At 61.6% G+C, this 17,303-nt stretch carries 18 protein-coding genes; 12 read left to right on the top strand and 6 right to left on the bottom strand.

All coding sequences use genetic code 11. The features are described 5' to 3' along the window. Both RDU24_RS13770 and RDU24_RS13765 read left to right on the top strand, forming a co-directional pair. A partial coding sequence (locus RDU24_RS13770; protein ID WP_308736350.1) for a hypothetical protein occupies window positions 1–377 on the top strand: 377 nt, incomplete at its 5' end. After that, on the top strand, window positions 377–685 hold the full coding sequence (locus RDU24_RS13765) for a hypothetical protein (protein ID WP_308736349.1): 309 nt from the start codon (window positions 377–379) through the stop codon (window positions 683–685). The genes RDU24_RS13770 and RDU24_RS13765, both read left to right, overlap by 1 nt. Window positions 686–800: 115 nt before the next feature. On the opposite strand, the gene RDU24_RS13760 is transcribed toward RDU24_RS13765, so the two are convergent. The 6 genes from RDU24_RS13760 to RDU24_RS13735 all read right to left on the bottom strand — a co-directional run bounded on the left by RDU24_RS13760 (window position 801) and on the right by RDU24_RS13735 (window position 9,498). Further along, the gene (locus RDU24_RS13760) at window positions 801–1,151 is read right to left on the bottom strand and encodes a hypothetical protein (RefSeq protein WP_308736348.1); all 351 of its coding nucleotides are present in this window, start codon (window positions 1,149–1,151) and stop codon (window positions 801–803) included. 285 nt (window positions 1,152–1,436) lie between these two features. Next, window positions 1,437–3,500 carry an acyl-CoA dehydrogenase family protein gene (locus RDU24_RS13755; protein WP_308736347.1) on the bottom strand — a complete coding sequence of 688 codons (2,064 nt, stop codon included), beginning with the start codon at window positions 3,498–3,500 and terminating at the stop codon, window positions 1,437–1,439. Window positions 3,501–4,692: 1,192 nt separating this feature from the next. Beyond that, the gene (locus tag RDU24_RS13750; RefSeq protein ID WP_308736346.1) at window positions 4,693–5,292 is read right to left on the bottom strand and encodes a hypothetical protein; all 600 of its coding nucleotides are present in this window, start codon (window positions 5,290–5,292) and stop codon (window positions 4,693–4,695) included. 189 nt (window positions 5,293–5,481) lie between these two features. Next, window positions 5,482–7,044 (bottom strand): portal protein, encoded by a 1,563-nt coding sequence (locus RDU24_RS13745; RefSeq protein WP_308736345.1) that lies wholly within the window; start codon window positions 7,042–7,044, stop codon window positions 5,482–5,484. Next, on the bottom strand, window positions 7,041–7,400 hold the full coding sequence (locus tag RDU24_RS13740) for a hypothetical protein (protein WP_308736344.1): 360 nt from the start codon (window positions 7,398–7,400) through the stop codon (window positions 7,041–7,043). The genes RDU24_RS13745 and RDU24_RS13740 overlap by 4 nt, the downstream gene beginning before the upstream one ends. 814 nt (window positions 7,401–8,214) lie before the next feature. Next, window positions 8,215–9,498, bottom strand: coding sequence for an alpha/beta hydrolase family protein (locus tag RDU24_RS13735; RefSeq protein WP_308736343.1), 1,284 nt, complete (start codon window positions 9,496–9,498; stop codon window positions 8,215–8,217). Window positions 9,499–10,236: 738 nt separating this feature from the next. Here RDU24_RS13735 and RDU24_RS13730 point away from each other — a divergent pair. The 10 genes from RDU24_RS13730 to RDU24_RS13685 form a co-directional block, all read left to right on the top strand. Beyond that, window positions 10,237–11,487: a tyrosine-type recombinase/integrase gene (locus tag RDU24_RS13730; RefSeq protein ID WP_308736342.1), complete on the top strand. Its 1,251-nt coding sequence runs from the start codon at window positions 10,237–10,239 to the stop codon at window positions 11,485–11,487. Window positions 11,488–11,592: 105 nt separating this feature from the next. Continuing rightward, on the top strand, window positions 11,593–11,898 hold the full coding sequence (locus RDU24_RS13725; protein ID WP_308736341.1) for a hypothetical protein: 306 nt from the start codon (window positions 11,593–11,595) through the stop codon (window positions 11,896–11,898). A 491-nt stretch (window positions 11,899–12,389) separates the two neighbouring features. Continuing rightward, complete coding sequence (locus tag RDU24_RS13720; RefSeq protein ID WP_308736340.1) at window positions 12,390–12,599, top strand: helix-turn-helix transcriptional regulator; 210 nt, start codon at window positions 12,390–12,392, stop codon at window positions 12,597–12,599. 3 nt (window positions 12,600–12,602) lie between these two features. Next, complete coding sequence (locus RDU24_RS13715) at window positions 12,603–12,857, top strand: hypothetical protein (RefSeq protein ID WP_308736339.1); 255 nt, start codon at window positions 12,603–12,605, stop codon at window positions 12,855–12,857. Between the two features lie 3 nt (window positions 12,858–12,860). Beyond that, window positions 12,861–13,763, top strand: a complete 903-nt coding sequence (locus RDU24_RS13710) for a hypothetical protein (protein ID WP_308736338.1) — start codon at window positions 12,861–12,863, stop codon at window positions 13,761–13,763. A 9-nt stretch (window positions 13,764–13,772) separates the two neighbouring features. Then, window positions 13,773–14,387: a hypothetical protein gene (locus tag RDU24_RS13705; RefSeq protein ID WP_308736337.1), complete on the top strand. Its 615-nt coding sequence runs from the start codon at window positions 13,773–13,775 to the stop codon at window positions 14,385–14,387. A 7-nt stretch (window positions 14,388–14,394) separates the two neighbouring features. Continuing rightward, entirely contained in the window at window positions 14,395–15,063 is a 669-nt protein-coding gene (locus tag RDU24_RS13700; RefSeq protein ID WP_308736336.1) for a hypothetical protein, read from the top strand. Window positions 15,064–15,112: 49 nt separating this feature from the next. Next, window positions 15,113–15,568, top strand: coding sequence for a hypothetical protein (locus RDU24_RS13695; RefSeq protein ID WP_308736335.1), 456 nt, complete (start codon window positions 15,113–15,115; stop codon window positions 15,566–15,568). A gap of 851 nt (window positions 15,569–16,419) precedes the next feature. After that, window positions 16,420–16,944, top strand: a complete 525-nt coding sequence (locus RDU24_RS13690) for a hypothetical protein (RefSeq protein ID WP_308736334.1) — start codon at window positions 16,420–16,422, stop codon at window positions 16,942–16,944. Beyond that, the coding region (locus tag RDU24_RS13685; protein ID WP_308736333.1) for a hypothetical protein at window positions 16,944–17,303 on the top strand (360 nt) is incomplete at its 3' end. The genes RDU24_RS13690 and RDU24_RS13685, both read left to right, overlap by 1 nt.

Below are 17,303 nucleotides of genomic sequence, written 5' to 3'. Positions count from 1 at the left end.
GCAAGGGCGCGGCAGGCGCTGGCGAGGCGCTCTCGCAAACCTGGGACGCCCTGACCACCAACAAGGACCTGCACAAGGGCGTGGAGTTCGGGGCCAAGGCAGCCGGGGAGGTCACGAAGGATGTGGCCTGGACCGTGCTCAAAGACACGGTCTACAACACCTGGGACGTAGGGTTGTCTGAAGGGGCTAAGCGGCTTGGCCTTGATCGGGTTGCAAACCTTGCTGGCAACCCTGCCATAACATTGCCGCTGAATAAAATCTGGGGCATGAAGCGAACGGTTGAAGACGTCTGGGGCGGAGGGCAAGAGCGCGATGCCAAAGACTTGGGCCGACGCATCGACTCAGTATACGAGGACGTTTACGGGAGAAAACGCTGATGGACGATTCCAGATATCTACTCTGCGCAGCCATCATTGTCTGGATTTCTTTACCCGCCGTCCTTGTTGTCTCCATGACGATCATTCGGCGCATGTGGGCCGAGACGGGTCGTTTCCCCACATACTGGGCGTGGGTTCATGCCGCAGCGGTCGGCACGTTTCTGGTTGCCGGACTCACAACAGGTTCAAGGGTGAGAACAACCATCTTGTATCTTATCATTATCGCGGTCTTCGCTTGGGCCGCTGCCATCAAGCTCGGACTGGACTGGTTGAAAACCCGCCGCGCCAAGCCCACGCAACCCGACTAACCCCCGCCGGGGCTTTCGGCCACGCGCCGGGAGCCCCGGTTTTCATCAGGCGCGGAGTGCCATGCCCTGGCCGGATGCGCGCCCGGAGCGCGCATGAAGAAATATTCCGTGCGGGCTAGGCTGCGGGGCGCGGCGGACTTATCTTGACAGGAGAGGTCAGGCGGCATCTTGTCTTCCACACGCCACAAGGAGCACGGCCATGAAGGACGACCTTGAGCCCAGCCTGGAGCATGTGCACGAGCATGCCCATGAGCACACCCACGAACACGAGCACAGCCACACCCATCCCGGCCGCGCGGCGCACTCCCACCCGCACGCCCACGCCCACAGCCACAAGCACCCCCACGTGCACCTGCATCTGCACGGGCATGAGGGCGACGACCTGGAACACGGCCACGAACAGATGCCGGAGTTCGCCCACCACGACCACGCGCACCCCGGCCATGAGGGCGAACCGCACGAACATGGGCACTTCCAGGAAGTCCCCTAGCGCAACGCCCCGGCACACTTCACACCAATCCGCAGCAGGCGGCGGCAAGCATGTTGTCCGACCCTTGCGCCGCGCCGTTTCCCATGTTCAGCCTGCACGTCATGGCAAGCTCCCACCCCCTCCATGATTCCCTGACCACGCCAAAAGTGAAAGGTTCCTGAAGACGGCTTTGCGTCGACAGGAACCTTTGGCGTACCGGGGAGTCCAGAGGGCCTCAGGCCCTTTGGCGGGGGTGCCGGGGGCGGAGCCCCTGGCTTCTTCTTACATCGGGTAGTCGAGCGCTTCCGGGATCATGACTCCGGCCAGGGCCTCGCCTGCGCGGTCGCGGGCGAAGCGCGCGCCCACCAGGGCGGTGTCGAGCTGCTGGCGCAGCAGTTCGAACATGTCGGCGGCCTGGGAGTTGGAGGTGCGGGTGTAGCCGTAGACCAGCTCGCCGCAGATGCGGGCGATCTCGCCCGCGGTGCGCGCGGCCTGGATGCGGGTCAGGTCGGCGTAGAAGGACAGGAGTCCGTCCAGGCCCTCGGCCACCACCGGGTTCTCCGGGCCTTTCTTCTTCAGCTCCACCACGTCGGCGATGAAGCAGCGGGCGGCCACCAGCCACGCCAGGGCGTCGGCCATGGGGAAGGTAACGCCGTGGCGGTTGCTGTTGAACAGCTTCTTGCCGTCGTCGTCCTTGTTGGCCTGGAGGTGTTCAAGGGTCCACAGCCACATGCGCATGGCCTGGGCCAGGGCGCGGGAGCCGCAGGCGGGCCAGCTCGCGGCCAGCTTGTCCAGCTCGTCGACCCAGTGGGCCATGAGCTCGAGGAACAGCGGGTTGGTCATGGTGGCCACCAGGTGGCGGCGCTGCACGACCTCGGGTCCTTCGTAGGTGGCTTCCAGCTGGCAGTCGGTCCATTTCTGGAACAGGAAGCCCGGGCAGTCCTCGGTGACGCCGTAGCCGCCCACCAGGGCCACGGCCTCGCGCATCATGGTGGCGCCGTGGCCGGTGTTCCACAGCTTGCAGGCCGGGATGATGACGTTGCCCTCGGCGTCCATGACCGCGTACTGCACCAGGGTGTCGTTCAGCAGCTCCTGGTAGCGGTCCTCCTCGAACATGGCCTCGCGCTCGGCGGGGGTCATGAAGGACAGGCGCAGGAACTCCTTGGCGGCGGGCTCGATCTTCTTCAGCGCGCTCATCTGGGCGCGGGGGCCGGTGACGCCCTGCTCGTGGAAGAGCTGCTCCTTGGCGCGCTCGATGGGGTCGAACAGGTCGGCCTTGCGCGCGGCATCGAACCCGAGCGAGGTGCCCGCCTCGCCCGCGGCCCAGATGTCGGCCAGGCGCTGGACGGCGTCTTCCTTCATCTGCAGGCCCTGGTCGAAGCGCGGGGTGCCGGGAACGGCCTCGCCGCCACGGAAGCGGCCGCGATGGTAGCGGATGACCGGCTCCACGGCGGAGAGCAGCTTGGCGGAGCTCATGACGCCCACGGGGATGCGCGTGCGGTGGAACACCGCGCCGATGATCTCGGCGTGGCTGTACTTGGGCACGATGACGCCGTCGACGACGGTGTAGCCGCCGATGATGCGGCTGGCCGGAACCGTGAGGCTCAAGACCGGGTCGCGGGTGCTGGAGAGCTGGTGGACCATCTTGAGCGTGGGCGCGCCGCGGTCGAACACGCCGGGGTCGCCCTCCTCAAGGATGATCATGCAGGAGCCCTTGATGCGCGGGTCGTCGCTGACGACGGCGGCGGTGACGAAGTTGGCGAAGTCCATGTTGGTGATGAAGCGGCCGCGCTTGTCCACCTGGAGCATGGGCTCACTGCCGTCCTTCCACTCGGCCACGCGCACCTTGCTGCCCAGCATGCCGGTGTCCACGCCGACGAAGGGCAGGGGCTCGGTGAGGGCGAAGGCGCCGCGCCAGGTGGGGTGGCCCTCGCCGGGGCAGGACAGGCTCATGTAGCGCTGGCGCTGCTCTGGCGTGCCTTTTTCGTGGATGGGCGCCAGGGCCAGGTTGTTGGCCAGGCCGCAGGTGGCGGCGCCGGCGTCGACCCAGGACAGCTCGAAGGTGGTGAGCGCCAGGGCGAAATTCTTGGGGCCGTCGATGTAGCCGCCCTGGGAGGTGTCCATGTACAGGCCGGTGAGGCCCGAGGCGTCGAAGGCGTCCAGGAGGGACTGCTTGCGGTCGGTCCATTCGTGGGTGTTGCGCACGCCGTCGGCCACCATGCGGGCAACGTGGCCGCGGGCAACGCCGCGCGCGGACTGGACCACCATCTGCAGGTCGTAGCGGTCGGTGTAGCGCCACATGATCTGGCGGACATCATCTCCTGGCAGGGTCGCGAGCTTTGTCATGCGTGAACCTCAACTAGCTGTTTTTGTTGACCCCCGGCCAAAGCAGGGCGCGGGATTTTGTGGCTCGTTTACGGCATTCGGGGGCGGGCGTCAAAGGCTAAAGCGGGCGGGGACTCGCAGCGCGGGGCGCAGGCGGCCCGGGCGGGGGTTAGTCGGGTTGCGCGGGCTTGGCGCGGCGGGCCTTCCGCCAGTCCAGACCGAGCTTGATGGCGATTGCCCATATGATACACGCATTCAATGCCAAGAGCATGGCATTGCTCGTTCGGGAATGGAGAAATCCCGCCTGTGTTTGGACTTAGCAAAAGGTAGTACCCTGCAGCGACGAACATCTGGTACCAAGGGAAAGTCGCATTACCCTTGTCGCCATGTTTACGCCAGAGCGTTGCCAGCCACATGTATGCCACGAATCCATAAGCAGATGTCAACAGCCAGAAGAGCGCCCAAACAACCTTGTCCATATCCATTTATCGCCTCCTGCCGTAGACATTCAGGTACACGTCATCAATGCGGTGGCCCAAATCTTCGGCATCGCGTTGGGCGCCACCATTCACCATATCCCTGGCCCGTCGCAGAGAGTTTGCTTTCTCGAGAGGGGACATGATCATTGGGTTCCCCAAGACATTCGCCAAGGAATGAAGGCCCATGAAAGATGCGGCCTTCTCGCCCACGGCGGTTGCGATGTTCCACGCTGTATCCTCGGCAACGATTCCGGCCACATCCTTCGTGACCTCCCACGCCGCCTTGGCCCCGAACTCCACGCCCTTGTGCAGGTCCTTGTTGGTTGTCAGGGCGTCCCAGGTTTGCGAGAGCGCCTCGCCAGCGCCTGCCGCGCCTGATGAAAACCGGGGCTCCCGGCGCGTGGCCGAAAGCCCCAGCGGGGGTTAGTCGGGTTGCGCGGGCTATGGCCGCAAAACGCGCCATAGCCTTTTGACTGCAAGAGCGCCCGCAGAGCACATTGCGATGTACAGCAAACCGAAAAGGTAGAAGTACTCATGTATGGAAGCGTAGGCTATGCAGATGTGGCCAACGCCCCATATGCAGGCCTGTATTGCTCGATTGTCTTCAAAGTACGGAAAGACATTCCATACGATATCGACACACGCATACCGCCCGCTCAACGCCATGAAGGAGTCCACGGACATCAGCATCGCGTACAGCCCGGCGATAACAATCCGAACGTCTTCAACCATGCCTATTCCTTTGAGTAAATGTCTTCCTTGATCTTGTAGAGCCTATCACCAATATCTTGGCCCCAGCCTGGAGCTCTGTCATAAAGCTTAACACCCTTAAATATCAGACCAGCAGCAGTGCCAAGGGGGGCCGTCAATTTTGGGTCTTTCCCAATATTTTTGAACCAGTAACCACCCAAAGCCTTTGCCGCATCCTTTCCCGCTTCCCAGGCCACATCCTTCGTGACCTCCCCCGCCGCCTTGATCCCGAACTCCACGCCCTTGTGCAGGTCCTTGTTGGTTGTCAGGGCGTCCCAGGTTTGCGAGAGCGCCTCGCCAGCGCCTGCCGCGCCCTTGCTCACGGCCTCGCCGAAGCCGCCCATCCTTTCCAGGTGCTCCGGCGTGGCCGAGAGCAGGCTGGCGGGCTCGTCAGTGCGCTCGCTGTCGGCCCCGGCCAGCTTGCGCGCGGGGAGTTCGCTGGTGGCCCCGCCACCGCCGAAGTCGCCGCCACCGAACACGCCATAGCCGCCGTCCACAAACGAGGCCCAACCGCCGCGCGGGCCGGTGTAGTGGCCGTAAGCGGTGTTCGCCTCGTCGCTATCACCTTCCAGATACGAAACCATAGAACACCTCCTGCACGGTTTCAATCCCAGGGGCGCCGCCCCTGGAACCCCGCCAAAGGGCCTGAGGCCCCCTGGACACCCCATATGGCGACGGGTTTCCGGCAAAGTGGAGCTTTGCCGGAAACCCGTCGCGTGCCCTTGAGGGGGTTCGGGGGGAATCATTCCCCCCGGCCTGCGGAGCATCTTTTCCTATTTCTGCACCTGCCTGGCCTGCCGCACCTGTTGCACGGCCTCGGCGGGCCGCAGGTAGTCCGGCGGCAGTCCGAACAGGCTGGCGGCGTGGCGGGCGATGGCGTCGGGCTCGAAGTTGTCGAGCACGTGGAAGGGGTCGCCCTGGCCGAGGAGCGGCGCGAGGTAGCGCACGGCCTGGCCCAGGTTGTCGGCCTCCGCCTGGCGCTGGGCGCGGGAGATGGGCGAGGCGTAGTCCACGTGGACGGAGCCCTGGGGCAGGTTTGCGGGCCAGGGCGGCAGGTCGCCCTCGCGCAGCATGATGTTGAACACGCGCTCGATGAGCGGGGCCAGGAACTCGGTCTGCATGCGCCCGAGGGTCGGCCCGAGCACGCGCATCTTCTCGTTCTGGCGGATGAGCGCCTCGGTTGCTGTGGCGTTGGCGGCCTCGGGGGTGAGCTGGTCGGCCAGGAAGATGCGCCGGATGCTCTGGCGGCGGCGCTCGGTCATGGCCTCGATGGCGGCGAGGTCGACGCGCACGGGCAGGGACTCGATGCGGTCGCTGGAACCGGCGCGGTAGTAGGACAGGCCGCCCGGGCCGGAGTGGATGGGGCCGAGGAAGCCGTCGTCGGGCACCATGAGCGGCGGGTCGGACATCTTTTCCGCGGCCATGAGGGCGGTGCGGCTCATGGCGTTCAGCACGCGCACGTCGGAGAGCGCGGTGAGGCCGGGTCCGCGCCCGTAGGCCTCGCCGGGGGCCTTGGCCCAGCGCGGGCACATGTAGGGCATTTCGAGGTAGCCGGACTCCTGCAGCAGGTGGCTGGTGGCGGCCTCCACGTAGACGCTGGCATAGGGGAAGTTGCGGCAGGCCGGGCTTTGCGGGTCGCGGTCGGCCCTGGGGAACACGGCGTGGATGATCTCCACCACGGCGTCGGGGTTTTCCTCGGCCAGGCGCCGCGCGTCGGGCGAGCAGTCCTGCCCCCACTGCTGGTGGGCCTGGCGGGCGGTGAGGGTGTATTTGCGCAGCACGGTGTCGACCACGCCGCGCGCGTCCTCGGCCAGGAGCACCTCGCCCACGGGCCGGGCGTTGAAGCGCACCACGCAGTCGGGGTCGGCCTCCACGTGCATGCAGGCGGTGCCGAACAGGCAGAGGTCGAGGTAGAGCTCGTGCACGCAGGTCTGGAAGCCGGTGGCCTCGGCGTTGAACACGGACAGCAGGCGGTCGCGGGCCTCGGCCAGGAAGCGTCGCACGCCCTCGTCGTCCGGCCCCCCGCGGGAGAGCCGCAGGTCGAACCAGGGGAGCGCGGGGTTGGTCAAGAGCCCGCCCAGGGCCGAGGCCAGCAGCTCCAGGCTGTGGGCCGGGGTGGAGTCGAACACGGCGCTGTCGTCGGCCTGGCCGGGCTGGCCCTGCTGGCCCAGGGCCGGGGACTTGCGCGGCATGATCTGGGCCGCCAGCTCGGTCCACAGGGGCAGCCAGCGGCTGCGGGCGGCGTCCATGCCGCCCAAACGGGCGAGCACGTCGCTGACGATCTGCGGGCAGGCCTGGGGCGCGTTGGTTTCGGGGGTGGTGGCGCGCTTTTTCATTGTCCGAGCTTCTCCTTGAGCTGACTGGTGGCTGTGGCGGGGGCGCCCAGGGTCTGGGCCAGGGCGTTCTGCGAGCTCAGCGCCTGGCGCTGCTGGGTTTTGGCCTGGTCGAGAAGCTCGGCCTGCCTGCGCTGACGGTCCTCGCGGCGGCGCAGCTCTGCGTTCTGCTCCGCCTGCTGCTCCGCGGCCCGGGCAGCGGCCTGGGCCTCGCTTGCGGCCTGGTCGCCGGAGCTTGAAGACGGCCTGGAGCTGTCGTTGATGGCGCCCAGGGCCGCCCCTGTCAGGGTGCTGGTCGCCACGTTGAAGAGAATGTCCTTGACGAGTGGAATGAAGCCTACAGCCGGTCCTCCGCCCATGGCGTTCCTCCTTGGGGGTTTGCGGCCCAGGCACCATGCCCGGACCTTGCCGGGAGTATACACCGGGTTTGCGGCCCGGACATTTTTGGACGGTTTTTGGCCGGTAAAAGGACAAAAATTCCCTCTTGACAGGGTTTCCGGGCGGGAGGGGTCAGGGGCGGGTTTTGGCTGGTGGCGCAAATGGAAAAAGGGCCGGTTGCAGCGGCCCTTTTTCGGGGGAGGAGGAAGGTGATCGAGCTTTCGCTACGCCATGGACCGGCTTGGGGCTGGGGTGGGGAGGAGGAGGGGTGTTCGTCTCCGTGGCCCAGGGCGCGCGCTTTGCTTGACTTGTCTTGAGCACCTTGCGTGCCAACACTAGTCATTTCTGTAAATACAGCAGGTTATGCGTTTCACCTTGGCAAAACCACCAGCCACAGACACGTGCAAGTGCAGTCACCTGCACAAATGTGCAAGGCGACTTGTGCAACCAGCATGTGCAACCGCTCTTCCTGATGCCCCTGCCCGCCAAAGCATGGCGCGCGGACCCGCTGGCGCACGCTTCTGCGGGTGCTCTCTTCCGCGATGAAGCGCTGTGCAGGCCGTGGCGCAGGCCTTCGGACCTGGCAGACGCATTGATGGCGCGGCGCTTCAGAAGCGTCGGTCGACACACGCACCCCGCAACGAAAAACCCCTTACGATTTCCGTCGTAAGGGGTTGATTTCTCTGGTGCCCAGGGAGAGACGAGCCGAGAGAAGCGGGCGGGCTAGGACTCTTCATCGTGTCTCCTGCAGAATTCAGGCGGAAGGAACCCTCTCCCGATCCGGCCCGCTTCCGGCTACTTCAAGGCGCTGTCCAGCCAGTCGAAGACCTCCTGGGCCATGACGCTGCGGTTCTCCATAATGCAGTGGTTGGAGGCCCCCTCCACAAGCGGGGTCACGATGAGCCTCTTGTTGGCGTTGGCCACCCCGTCGATGCACAGCTTCTGCTGGCGCTTGACCTCGGCCCCGCCGTTGTACTCGCCCTCGCCCACCACGGAGAGGAGCGGCACGGTGAGCTTGGAGGGGGTGAAGGCGAAGCCCTTGTTGGCATCCACGAGGCCGGGGATGTTGTCCATGGGCACGTTCCAGCGCCAGGCCACGCCCTTGACGGTGTTGGCGTGGAAGCTCTTCCAGGTGGCCATCTTCTCCGCCGTGGCGGTGGTCACCGGGGTCATGGAGGCGAACAGCGGATGGGCGTCCACCACGCAGCTGTTCACAACCACGGCCTTCAGGCGCGCGTCGTGCTGGGCCGCCTGCGGGGCGAAGCCGCCGCCGCCACTGATGCCGTAAACAGCCAGACGCTTCTTGTCGATCTCCTTGCGGGTGATGATTTTGTCCACGATGGCCATTACGGGCTTGTGCATCTCCGCCCGGAAGTACTTGCCCTGAAGCGGCATGATGCCTTGGCCTGGCAGGTCGGCGGTGATGAAGTTGTAGCCGCGCTCCAGGGCCTGGGGCATGATGTAGAAGATAAGGTCCTCGGCGAAGGTCTCCCCGCCGCCCAGCATCAGCAGTGTCTTGCGCGGCTTGCCGTCAGCCTTGGCAGCGCGGAAGTAGCAGGGCAGCACCGTGCCCTCGAAGGGCACCTCGAAGTACTCCAGGGGCGGGTCCATGAGCTTGCCGGCCTTGCGCATGAGCTCACGGCTCTTGTTGGCGGCCTTGGGCAGGCGCGGGTCATCGGGCATCATGGCCAGCAGCCCGAAGCGGTAGTAGTTGGAGGCGCGCATGAACTGGCGCATGGCGCTGACCTTGTGGCCGCCGGAGAGCGACTTCTCGCCGCGCTCCTCGACCAGCCCGGCCATCTTGAGCCACTCCTGCTGCCAACTGGCTGCGTCGCCATCCTTGATGCGCGCGGCCACGGCGAAGGCCTCGCCGATCTCCACTCCTCCATTGGTGGCGCTGCCAAGCACCACCGAGCCGAAGGTAAAGTCCATGTCGTTGTCCTGGAAATGGTAGCGGACATAAGGCGCGTGCATGTCGAAGTCGGCGGGCTTGTCCGGTTTCATCTCTGCAGCCCATAGGGGCAGGGCCAGAGCCAGAACCAGGAACGGTACGAGACGGAACGCAGCCAAACTCTTCATGTATTGTCTCCCTGTGGTTATGCCAGGACCTCGTCGAGCCAGTCGAACAGAGCCTCACCCATTTTTGGGTCCAGGTTTCGGAATACAGGTCACAGTCCCACGGCGGAAGAACACTATTCCGCTTAAACTCGTGATGGCTGCAAGCCAATGAGCAGGTTCTCGAGATACCTTCAAATGAATGCATCGGTCCATGGGGGCTCATCTTCCCGCGAATGTCTCAGCCTGCAATACAAACCATTTCATAAATACCCTTCCGTTTCAAGGCGAATGAAGAAATGCTTGATCTGCGGCTGAGGCCGGGTTGTTTAGGGTCATAAAACGAAACTGGCTCTCGCATTATTGAATCCAACGATTTTGGTGGAGTCGAAGGGTATTGAAGCCATGGCCTATGCGCTTGCAAAGGCGTCATTCACTGTCGCGCAAGCATTTCGCCCTGAGTGTTCCGCCTCATCCAACGGCTTCGGTAGAGGCTTGGGACTCCTCCGCCCACAACGAAAAACCCCTTACGACTTCCATCGTAAGGGGTTGATTTTTCTGGTGCCGAGGGAGAGAATTGAACTCCCCACACGGGGATTTTCAGTCCCTACAAATATCATTCACGTTTCCCAACACCGCCCCACGAAAACCATTGATTTCCGTTGGCAGATGGGCATATACCCATCACGTAGGCACACGCTTGGTGGACGCAAAGTCACGGTAATAGGTTGCACAATGGTTGCACGGAATGGGGGGGGGAGCATGGCGAAGTGGGTGAACTGCTCAAAGGGTGTCCGCTACCTGGAACATGAGACCCGGCGGCACAACAAGCGCCCGGACCGATATTACATGCTCACCTACAAGCGCGGCGGGAAGACCTCGAGCGAGGCTATTGGTTGGGCCAGCGACGGGCATACCCAGGGCGAAGCCGAAGACCTTATGGAGACCCTGCGGAAAAACTGGCGTTCTGGCGCCGGGCCGCAGTCCCTGCGCGAGATGCGCGAAGCCGAGCAGAGCAAGGCCAAGGTCGCCAAGGAGGCACAGGCCGCCAAGACTCGCCAAGAAGTGACCTTGGCCAACTACTGGGCCTCGGATTTTTTCCCTCATGCGCAGCGGACCAAAAAGCAATGCTCCTGGGCGAAAGAAGAGCAGCACTTTCGCCGCTGGTTGGCCCCTGAACTTGGCGAGGTCCCCCTAGTCGGCATTGGCATGACGCAGTGGGATGGGCTTATGCAGACCCTGCACAAGGCTGGCCTGAGCCAGCGGAGCCGAGAATACATTGCCGGAACACTACGTCGAGTCCTGCGCCATGCTCAAGACAGGGGCCTGCCCGTCCAAGTTCCCAGTGGCAAACAAATCGGCGCCACGGCGCCCTTGAACAACCGCCGCCAGCGAGTGCTGACTCCCACCGAAAAAGAAATGCTCCTCAACGCACTGGCCCAGAGAGATCATCGCACATGGAGGCTGGTGCACTTTGCCATGTTAACGGGATGCCGCCTGTTCGAGGCGCTTGGGCTTCGTTGGGGCGCTGTGGATCTCGATGCTGCAATAGTGCGTTTTGTTGACACAAAGAATAAGGACACTCGACCTGTGCCCCTTGCTGAGCCGCTTGTGCAAATGTTCGAGAGCATGCTGGAGGAAATGGGGATGAAGGCGGGTGAGAAACCTGCCGCCGATTCTTGGGTATTCTTGAACGAGCGCGACAAGGCATGGTCTGCCGTACCTGGTGTGTTTCTTTCTGTTGTTCGCGAACTGAAGTTCAACGATGGTCGCGGTCCACGCGACCGGGTGAGTTTCCATTCCCTGCGGCACACCACGGCCACGGAGCTGGCCCAAGTGCTCGACATCCGCTCCCTCATGTCCTTCATGGGCTGGCGACACGTAGCGATGGCCGCACGCTACATCCATGCCAACGAAGATGCCCAGCGCGCAGCACTGACGACCCTTGAGCGCCGTTTGAAGCCAACTAATGGCAAGGTGCTCGAACTGCGCAGGAGGACAGAGGGAGAATGATGAAGCGAAGCTCTGCCCGCTATGGGCAGAGCCGTGAATAGAACGGCCCCGGCAGGTGGTTGCAACACCGTCCGAGGCCTACCATAACCGCATGGAGGTGCGATCATGGGTGACCAGGAAATATGCACTACGGGGCAAGGCCGCAAGGCCAACCTCACACCACTGCCCAGGGCAACGGATGCCGAGGTATCCACAGGCGCACTTCTCCCCAACCAGATTGAGAGCATCCTTGATGAGGCATTAATGCCTGTGCAGGCTTTCCAGCGCCTTTTGGAAGGGGATGATTTGTCAGGCGAAGGACACCAGGTGCGCGCGCTGGACATTGCCACAGTTCTTGAAATTTTGACCGCTGCGGCCCGTTGCACTGCCCAAGAACTATTTGAAGAAGCGGTTGGGGCCAGCCGTGACTGATCAGAAACGGCAAGCATACGGGGATGCTGAGGAACTCACGTGCACGCTGTTTTTTCTTTCCGAGGTTTTAAAATCCTCCTGCGAACGCGGAGTACCCCTTTCGCCAGCTGCCCTTGAGGGGTTGTCCATCCAAACACGGCGTATGGCTTGGAAGGCCTCCCGCGTTTGGGGGGCATTGTTCGCAGACATGCCTGGTGAGGATGAGGGAAATAGCGATCAGCCCACGGGCACGGACTCAATCTTGTTCAAGTAAGACGGACGCGATGTGATTGATTTCCAAGGCCTCTGCGTGCCCTCATGAACCGTTCGGCAAAACCGCTACCCTGGTGACCTGGTCTAGCATCAACCCGTTTCCACAAAACTTCACTTTTCCGGTTCCTACTCCTGACGACCCCTTGACAACAATTTTAGGATCAACGCTACTGGAGTCCTATTAAGACCTAGGAAGGCTACGGATCGGTCCGTTTCCCGTCCCAGGCAAAGGAGCCACAATGTCAAAGCTCGAAGAAAAAGCACTCCTCCGTATCGGCCGTGTCCTGGAACTTGTCGGAGTGTCGCGGTCCTGTTGGTGGGCCGGTGTGAAGCAAGGTAAGTTCCCCGCTGCGGTCAAAATCGGCGACCGTGTGACGGCGTGGAGGGCATCAGACATTGCCAATCTGCTGGACCGTATCGCTTCTGGTGGCCTTTCGGCCAAGGGGTAGGGCATGGACAGCAAGAACCTCACAATGCCTCTTGAAGACGTCTACAGCACGCTGGAGCGCGACCTCCCAGCCGTTATAGCTCGGACCGAAATTCCCCGCCTGTTGGGCGGCCTGATCTCCGCTGGGCGGCTGGCGAACTTGGACTCTGAGGGTTTGGGGCCGCGCCAGATCCGCTTAGGAAGAAAAATCGGCTATTTACGGTCGGACCTCGTCCAGTGGATGCGTGAGCGCAGTAAGCAGGCCGTGCCCTCGGAGTAGACCATGGCCATGATCCCAGGAGGCTACATTCTCAAAGCGCGCAAGGCGCTTGAGTCCGACCTTATGGACAAGCCCCCGCTGTGGTCGAAACTGTGGGATTGGATGCTCCTGCGCGCCGAGTGGCGCAGGAACGGAAAGGTAACGCGCGGCCAGTTCCGTACCTCCATCGAAGAAATGCGCGAGGAGATGTCCTGGCACGTTGGATACTGCAAAAAAAAGCCTTCTATCAAGGAAATACGAAAGGCTTACGAAGGGCTTACGAAGGGCAACATGGTGAGCATTAAGAGGGGCACACGCGGGATGCTCGTAACAGTTCTGAATTATGACCTTTACCAAGAGCCGAAGAACTACGAAGGGCACGACGAAGGGCAGTATGAACGGTCTACAAAGGGGAAGCAGGGGGCACACGTAAGTAAAGAAGTTAAAGAAGCTAAGAACAAGAAAGAAAACCTTTCTCTTGTCGAAGATCGAGTTGACCTCCGACTTGCCAGATATCTGCTTAATTGTATCCGCAAAAACCTCCCTGAGTTCAAAGAGCCCAACCTAGAAACCTGGGCCAAACACATGGACCTTATGTTGCGCGTGGACAAGCGCGACCCGGACCATATGTGCAAGGTTATTACGTGGGTGCAGGAAGACAATGAGCCGCGCGGCGAGTCCGGGTTCTGCTGGGCCAGTAACATCCTTTCCCCGGCCAAGCTGCGCGAAAAATACGACATGCTGACGCTCAAAATGGCTGCGGGCCCTGGCAAGCGCGACGGAATAGCAGAGTGGCTGGCGGAACAGGAAGAGAAGGAAGAGGCTGAACCCAAGAGATCAGAACATGAGGTTCAGCAAAGCGCTTCACTAAGTCCTCCGGGACCAGCATCAGAAAATTCATTGAGACACCCAAGGCCAGCACAATAGGAGGTTGCCATGAAGAAGAAACCCATTGATTGGGAGGCCATCAGTTTAGAGTACCGGGCAGGAGTCCTGTCCCTCTCAGATATTGGCCACATGCACGGCGTCACCAAACAGGCCGTGCAACAGAAGGCCAAGCGCCTTGGATGGACCCAGGACTTGAGTTCCAAGGTGGCCGCTTTGGCGCGCACAAAACTCCTTTTGCCCCACTATCCCGTTGACGGCGTTGACGATGGTGTTGACGGCGAAATCGCGCGCGCGCGCGCGGAGGACCGGGATGTTGATGAGGCAGCGGCTCGGGTGGTGGAGGTGGTGCGCAGGCACCGCAAAGATATCGCTCGACTTAACGGAGCGAGTGAGCGCCTGATGGAAGGGTTGGATAAGATGTTGACCGATGCAGAGCAGGACACTCCGGAAAAGGCCCTAGCCGAGGGACGCAAGATGCACCAGATGGATTTGGATCGCGCGGCCAGAATGGTCTCTGCTTTGGCATCTGTCCTTGCCAAGCTTATCCCCCTTGAACGCCAGGCCTTCAACGTGGACGGGGTGAGGACGGGCGAGGACCAGGAATGCGAACTGCCCGCATCAATCTTGGAGCATTTGAGCAGTTACAACAGATCATCGACGTGAGGTTCTTATGACTTGGGAAACGCCTGTACCTGTCCAGGACACCGGAGCCCTTTACAACGATACCCCATGGAACGCTGCCGGTGAATACGTGGGGGATAATCCGGGCTCTCTGATCGTCACCGACCTCGGAGGCTTTCATGGAGAATACCCAACCACGGACATAAAAATCCTTCGAGAAAATCTTGCCCCGACCTGGTGGGACAAGCTTGCCAGCAAGGACGCCTCCACCAACGTATTCAAAGTCGCCACGGGGGTTGGTGGCGCGGCGCAGATGGTTGCTGGGCGTCGGGCTGCGGCCAGCCAGCGCCAGGTCGGCGCGCTCAATGCTGCGGTCCTGGAGGGCGAGGCACAGTTCCAACTGGATAAGGCTGCGCTTGAGGAAATGAGCCTGCGCAAAAAATCCCTGGTGCTTCAGGGCAAGCAAAAAGCCGCCTATGGTGCGTCCGGCATCAAAAGCACCGAGGGCAGCCCACTTATGGTGCTCGAGGACACCTATCAGGCTATGCATGACGACGTCGCACTCATCCGCTGGGGCGGCGACGTGGCGGCCACAAAGCTGCGCAACCAGATCCCCGGCGCCACAATGGAGGCCGAACTTGCGGCCAAGAAATCCCTGGCCCTTGGCACGGAGTCCCTGCTTACTGCTGGTGGCCGCTACTGGCAACTGAACGGGTAGAAGTAGAGCAGAGGATCCGCGAACTTGTCTTGCATATCAGGAGCACAACATGGAACCGCTCAAGATGTATCTATACCGCCTGGAGCGCAACGATAAGGGAACCCTCGGCGTGCTGGTGGCTGACCGCATGGTGGGGGGCGAGGAGCCCACACGCACGGTCCTGGGCTGCACCTTTGAAATGCCGGACACGGTATTGGAACCACCGTTCGCATACCTGACGCCTGGAACCTACCTTTGCCAGCGCCAGGGTCCGACCTTTGGGGTCGCTCCCGTGCTGGGGGCGTCCGAGCCAATGTTCCTGGCCGCCAAAGACACAGAGTTGCCTGGTGGCCATATCCTGCTCGGGGAGAGCTTTGCGCGCCTGTATGGTGACAAACGCGCAGAGCTGAACACTGGCCAAACCTTCAAGAGCTTTATGGAACACGCCGGGCATGTGGACGAGTTCGATCTGGTGGTCGTGGACTTGAGCCATGTGGGGCATGATGCAAAGTCGAGGTCTTTCTAGCATCGGTCACTAAGGCTCGGTACGCGTGTTAGTTAGTTCCCGAACTACCTCTTTTAAGCTGCGGCCCACTATACTGACATAAGGCGCCCTGCGCGGCTCCGGCTGCACGATTTTGCCCCGTAGCTTGTCCAAGGCCTCTTCTATCTCCTGCGGTCTCCAGCGGTCTCCCAGGCCACGCCCACGGCCCAAGGGGAAAGGTCGCACGCCCATATCCAGGAGTAGGCGCTTGGCCGTGCGGGCGCCGTTGGCCCCTTTGATTCCTAGGTATTCAGCGGCTTCGGCAGAGGTCCAAAGATGCATAGTTGCCAACCTTTGTTGTCGCGTTGATGGTCAATGGAATTATGAACTGGATCGATAAGACCTTACTCACGCGGACCCTACCTCGCCGAGCGTACCAAACGTAGTTTGGACTATGGCCGGTCGGGTATTCCTCATTCATGGCTCTTGCGTAACCTTCTTGTGCCACATCGCCCCGTTCCCCCTAGCCAGGCAACGCTAACTCCGGTCCGAGGGCATCTTGCGTTTCGCGGAGGTCTTGGCGGTCTTCTGGGCTTGCTTGGTAGGGCTTCGGGGATGCTTGTTTCTTCATGGCCTGCCTCTTATGCGAAAGCCAGCCCAAAGGCGACAAGTACATCAACGGAGTGGCTCTGGAGAACGCCGTTTCCAACACACCAGAAGGATGTCGAAGCCCCCAACTTGACAGGCGTCGGGCCGAATTGTATACCCTTGTATCGGAATTCGCGTCGGCATCCGGGCAGGACAGGCCGCTCAAGCTCATTTACCTCAGATACGGCCTGTTCTCTTGGAAGCCCCCTGACGTTCAGTTGCCATTTTCAGCAGGAGAAAATGACATGGCTTTGTACCCATGCCCAGAGTGCAAGCGCGAGATTTCGACCGACGCCAAGGACTGCCCACATTGCGGGAAGCGGGCAGGGTGGGCGGCCATTCAGGCCCGCTGGAAGGCCATGCCTGCGGGGGTGCAGTACTTCCTTGTCGGGGCGGTCGCATTTTTTCTGGTGGTCATGCTGTTGAGCAACGCCCCGGACAAGGGCAAGCTCCAGGCCATCCCGGCGCCGGTGGCCCAGGCATCCACCGCTGCACCAGCTGCGGATGGCCGCATGACCGTTCGGCCGGGCACGTGGTTCGGCTTCCATAACCGCGAGCTGCTGGAGCGGGCCATGCAGATAGCCTCCCAGGGTGACAAAGCCGCCTGGTCGAAGCTCATGGCCAAGGCCGTGGTGGCGGGGGCGGTTATTCAGCTCAAGCCGGGCGAGGAGGTGTTCCTCGAGGACACGGCCGTGTTCTCAGGCATGGTGAAGATCCGCCGCAAGGGCGATATCAGCGGCTTGTGGACGAACATGGAGGCAGTAAGGTGATGGACATTTATATAACGGCAATAGCTGCAATAGTGGCTGCTTTTATCGGCGCAAAGGTTGGCGGCAAGCATGTAGAGCGCGGAGTCCTTTTAAGTGCAGAGATAGCACGTAACGATTCGGAAAAAGCCGCGCTACTTGAAATCAGCAATTTTAGAAAAGCATTACTTGCTGAGATAACATTTCTCATAAACAGTTATTTTGAAAACATCGGAAATGTACTTGATGCCCATGACGAAAAACAACCATTCTTATATATTTATCCCACTGCGCAGAGGTATTTTGTTATCTACGAAGAGAACGCTGATCTTATAGGAAAAATCAAAAACGATCATGAGCGTGAACTTATCGTCAGGTGCTAT

Origin of the sequence: Humidesulfovibrio sp., assembly GCF_031082295.1 — a bacterium.
Taxonomy (GTDB): domain Bacteria; phylum Desulfobacterota; class Desulfovibrionia; order Desulfovibrionales; family Desulfovibrionaceae; genus Humidesulfovibrio.
The sequence above is the reverse complement of the archived record's forward strand: the minus strand, read 5'-3'. Positions and strand labels throughout refer to the sequence as shown.

Bases quoted from the DNA above. Each gene is read 5' to 3' on its own strand.
- RDU24_RS13765 (WP_308736349.1), top strand. From the start codon at position 377: ATGGACGATTCCAGATATCTACTCTGCGCAGCCATCATTGTCTGGATT.
- RDU24_RS13760 (WP_308736348.1), bottom strand. From the start codon at position 1,151: ATGTTCGTGCGGTTCGCCCTCATGGCCGGGGTGCGCGTGGTCGTGGTG.
- RDU24_RS13755 (WP_308736347.1), bottom strand. From the start codon at position 3,500: ATGACAAAGCTCGCGACCCTGCCAGGAGATGATGTCCGCCAGATCATG.
- RDU24_RS13750 (WP_308736346.1), bottom strand. From the start codon at position 5,292: ATGGTTTCGTATCTGGAAGGTGATAGCGACGAGGCGAACACCGCTTAC.
- RDU24_RS13745 (WP_308736345.1), bottom strand. From the start codon at position 7,044: ATGAAAAAGCGCGCCACCACCCCCGAAACCAACGCGCCCCAGGCCTGC.
- RDU24_RS13740 (WP_308736344.1), bottom strand. From the start codon at position 7,400: ATGGGCGGAGGACCGGCTGTAGGCTTCATTCCACTCGTCAAGGACATT.
- RDU24_RS13735 (WP_308736343.1), bottom strand. From the start codon at position 9,498: ATGAAGAGTTTGGCTGCGTTCCGTCTCGTACCGTTCCTGGTTCTGGCT.
- RDU24_RS13730 (WP_308736342.1), top strand. From the start codon at position 10,237: ATGGCGAAGTGGGTGAACTGCTCAAAGGGTGTCCGCTACCTGGAACAT.
- RDU24_RS13725 (WP_308736341.1), top strand. From the start codon at position 11,593: ATGGGTGACCAGGAAATATGCACTACGGGGCAAGGCCGCAAGGCCAAC.
- RDU24_RS13720 (WP_308736340.1), top strand. From the start codon at position 12,390: ATGTCAAAGCTCGAAGAAAAAGCACTCCTCCGTATCGGCCGTGTCCTG.
- RDU24_RS13715 (WP_308736339.1), top strand. From the start codon at position 12,603: ATGGACAGCAAGAACCTCACAATGCCTCTTGAAGACGTCTACAGCACG.
- RDU24_RS13710 (WP_308736338.1), top strand. From the start codon at position 12,861: ATGGCCATGATCCCAGGAGGCTACATTCTCAAAGCGCGCAAGGCGCTT.
- RDU24_RS13705 (WP_308736337.1), top strand. From the start codon at position 13,773: ATGAAGAAGAAACCCATTGATTGGGAGGCCATCAGTTTAGAGTACCGG.
- RDU24_RS13700 (WP_308736336.1), top strand. From the start codon at position 14,395: ATGACTTGGGAAACGCCTGTACCTGTCCAGGACACCGGAGCCCTTTAC.
- RDU24_RS13695 (WP_308736335.1), top strand. From the start codon at position 15,113: ATGGAACCGCTCAAGATGTATCTATACCGCCTGGAGCGCAACGATAAG.
- RDU24_RS13690 (WP_308736334.1), top strand. From the start codon at position 16,420: ATGGCTTTGTACCCATGCCCAGAGTGCAAGCGCGAGATTTCGACCGAC.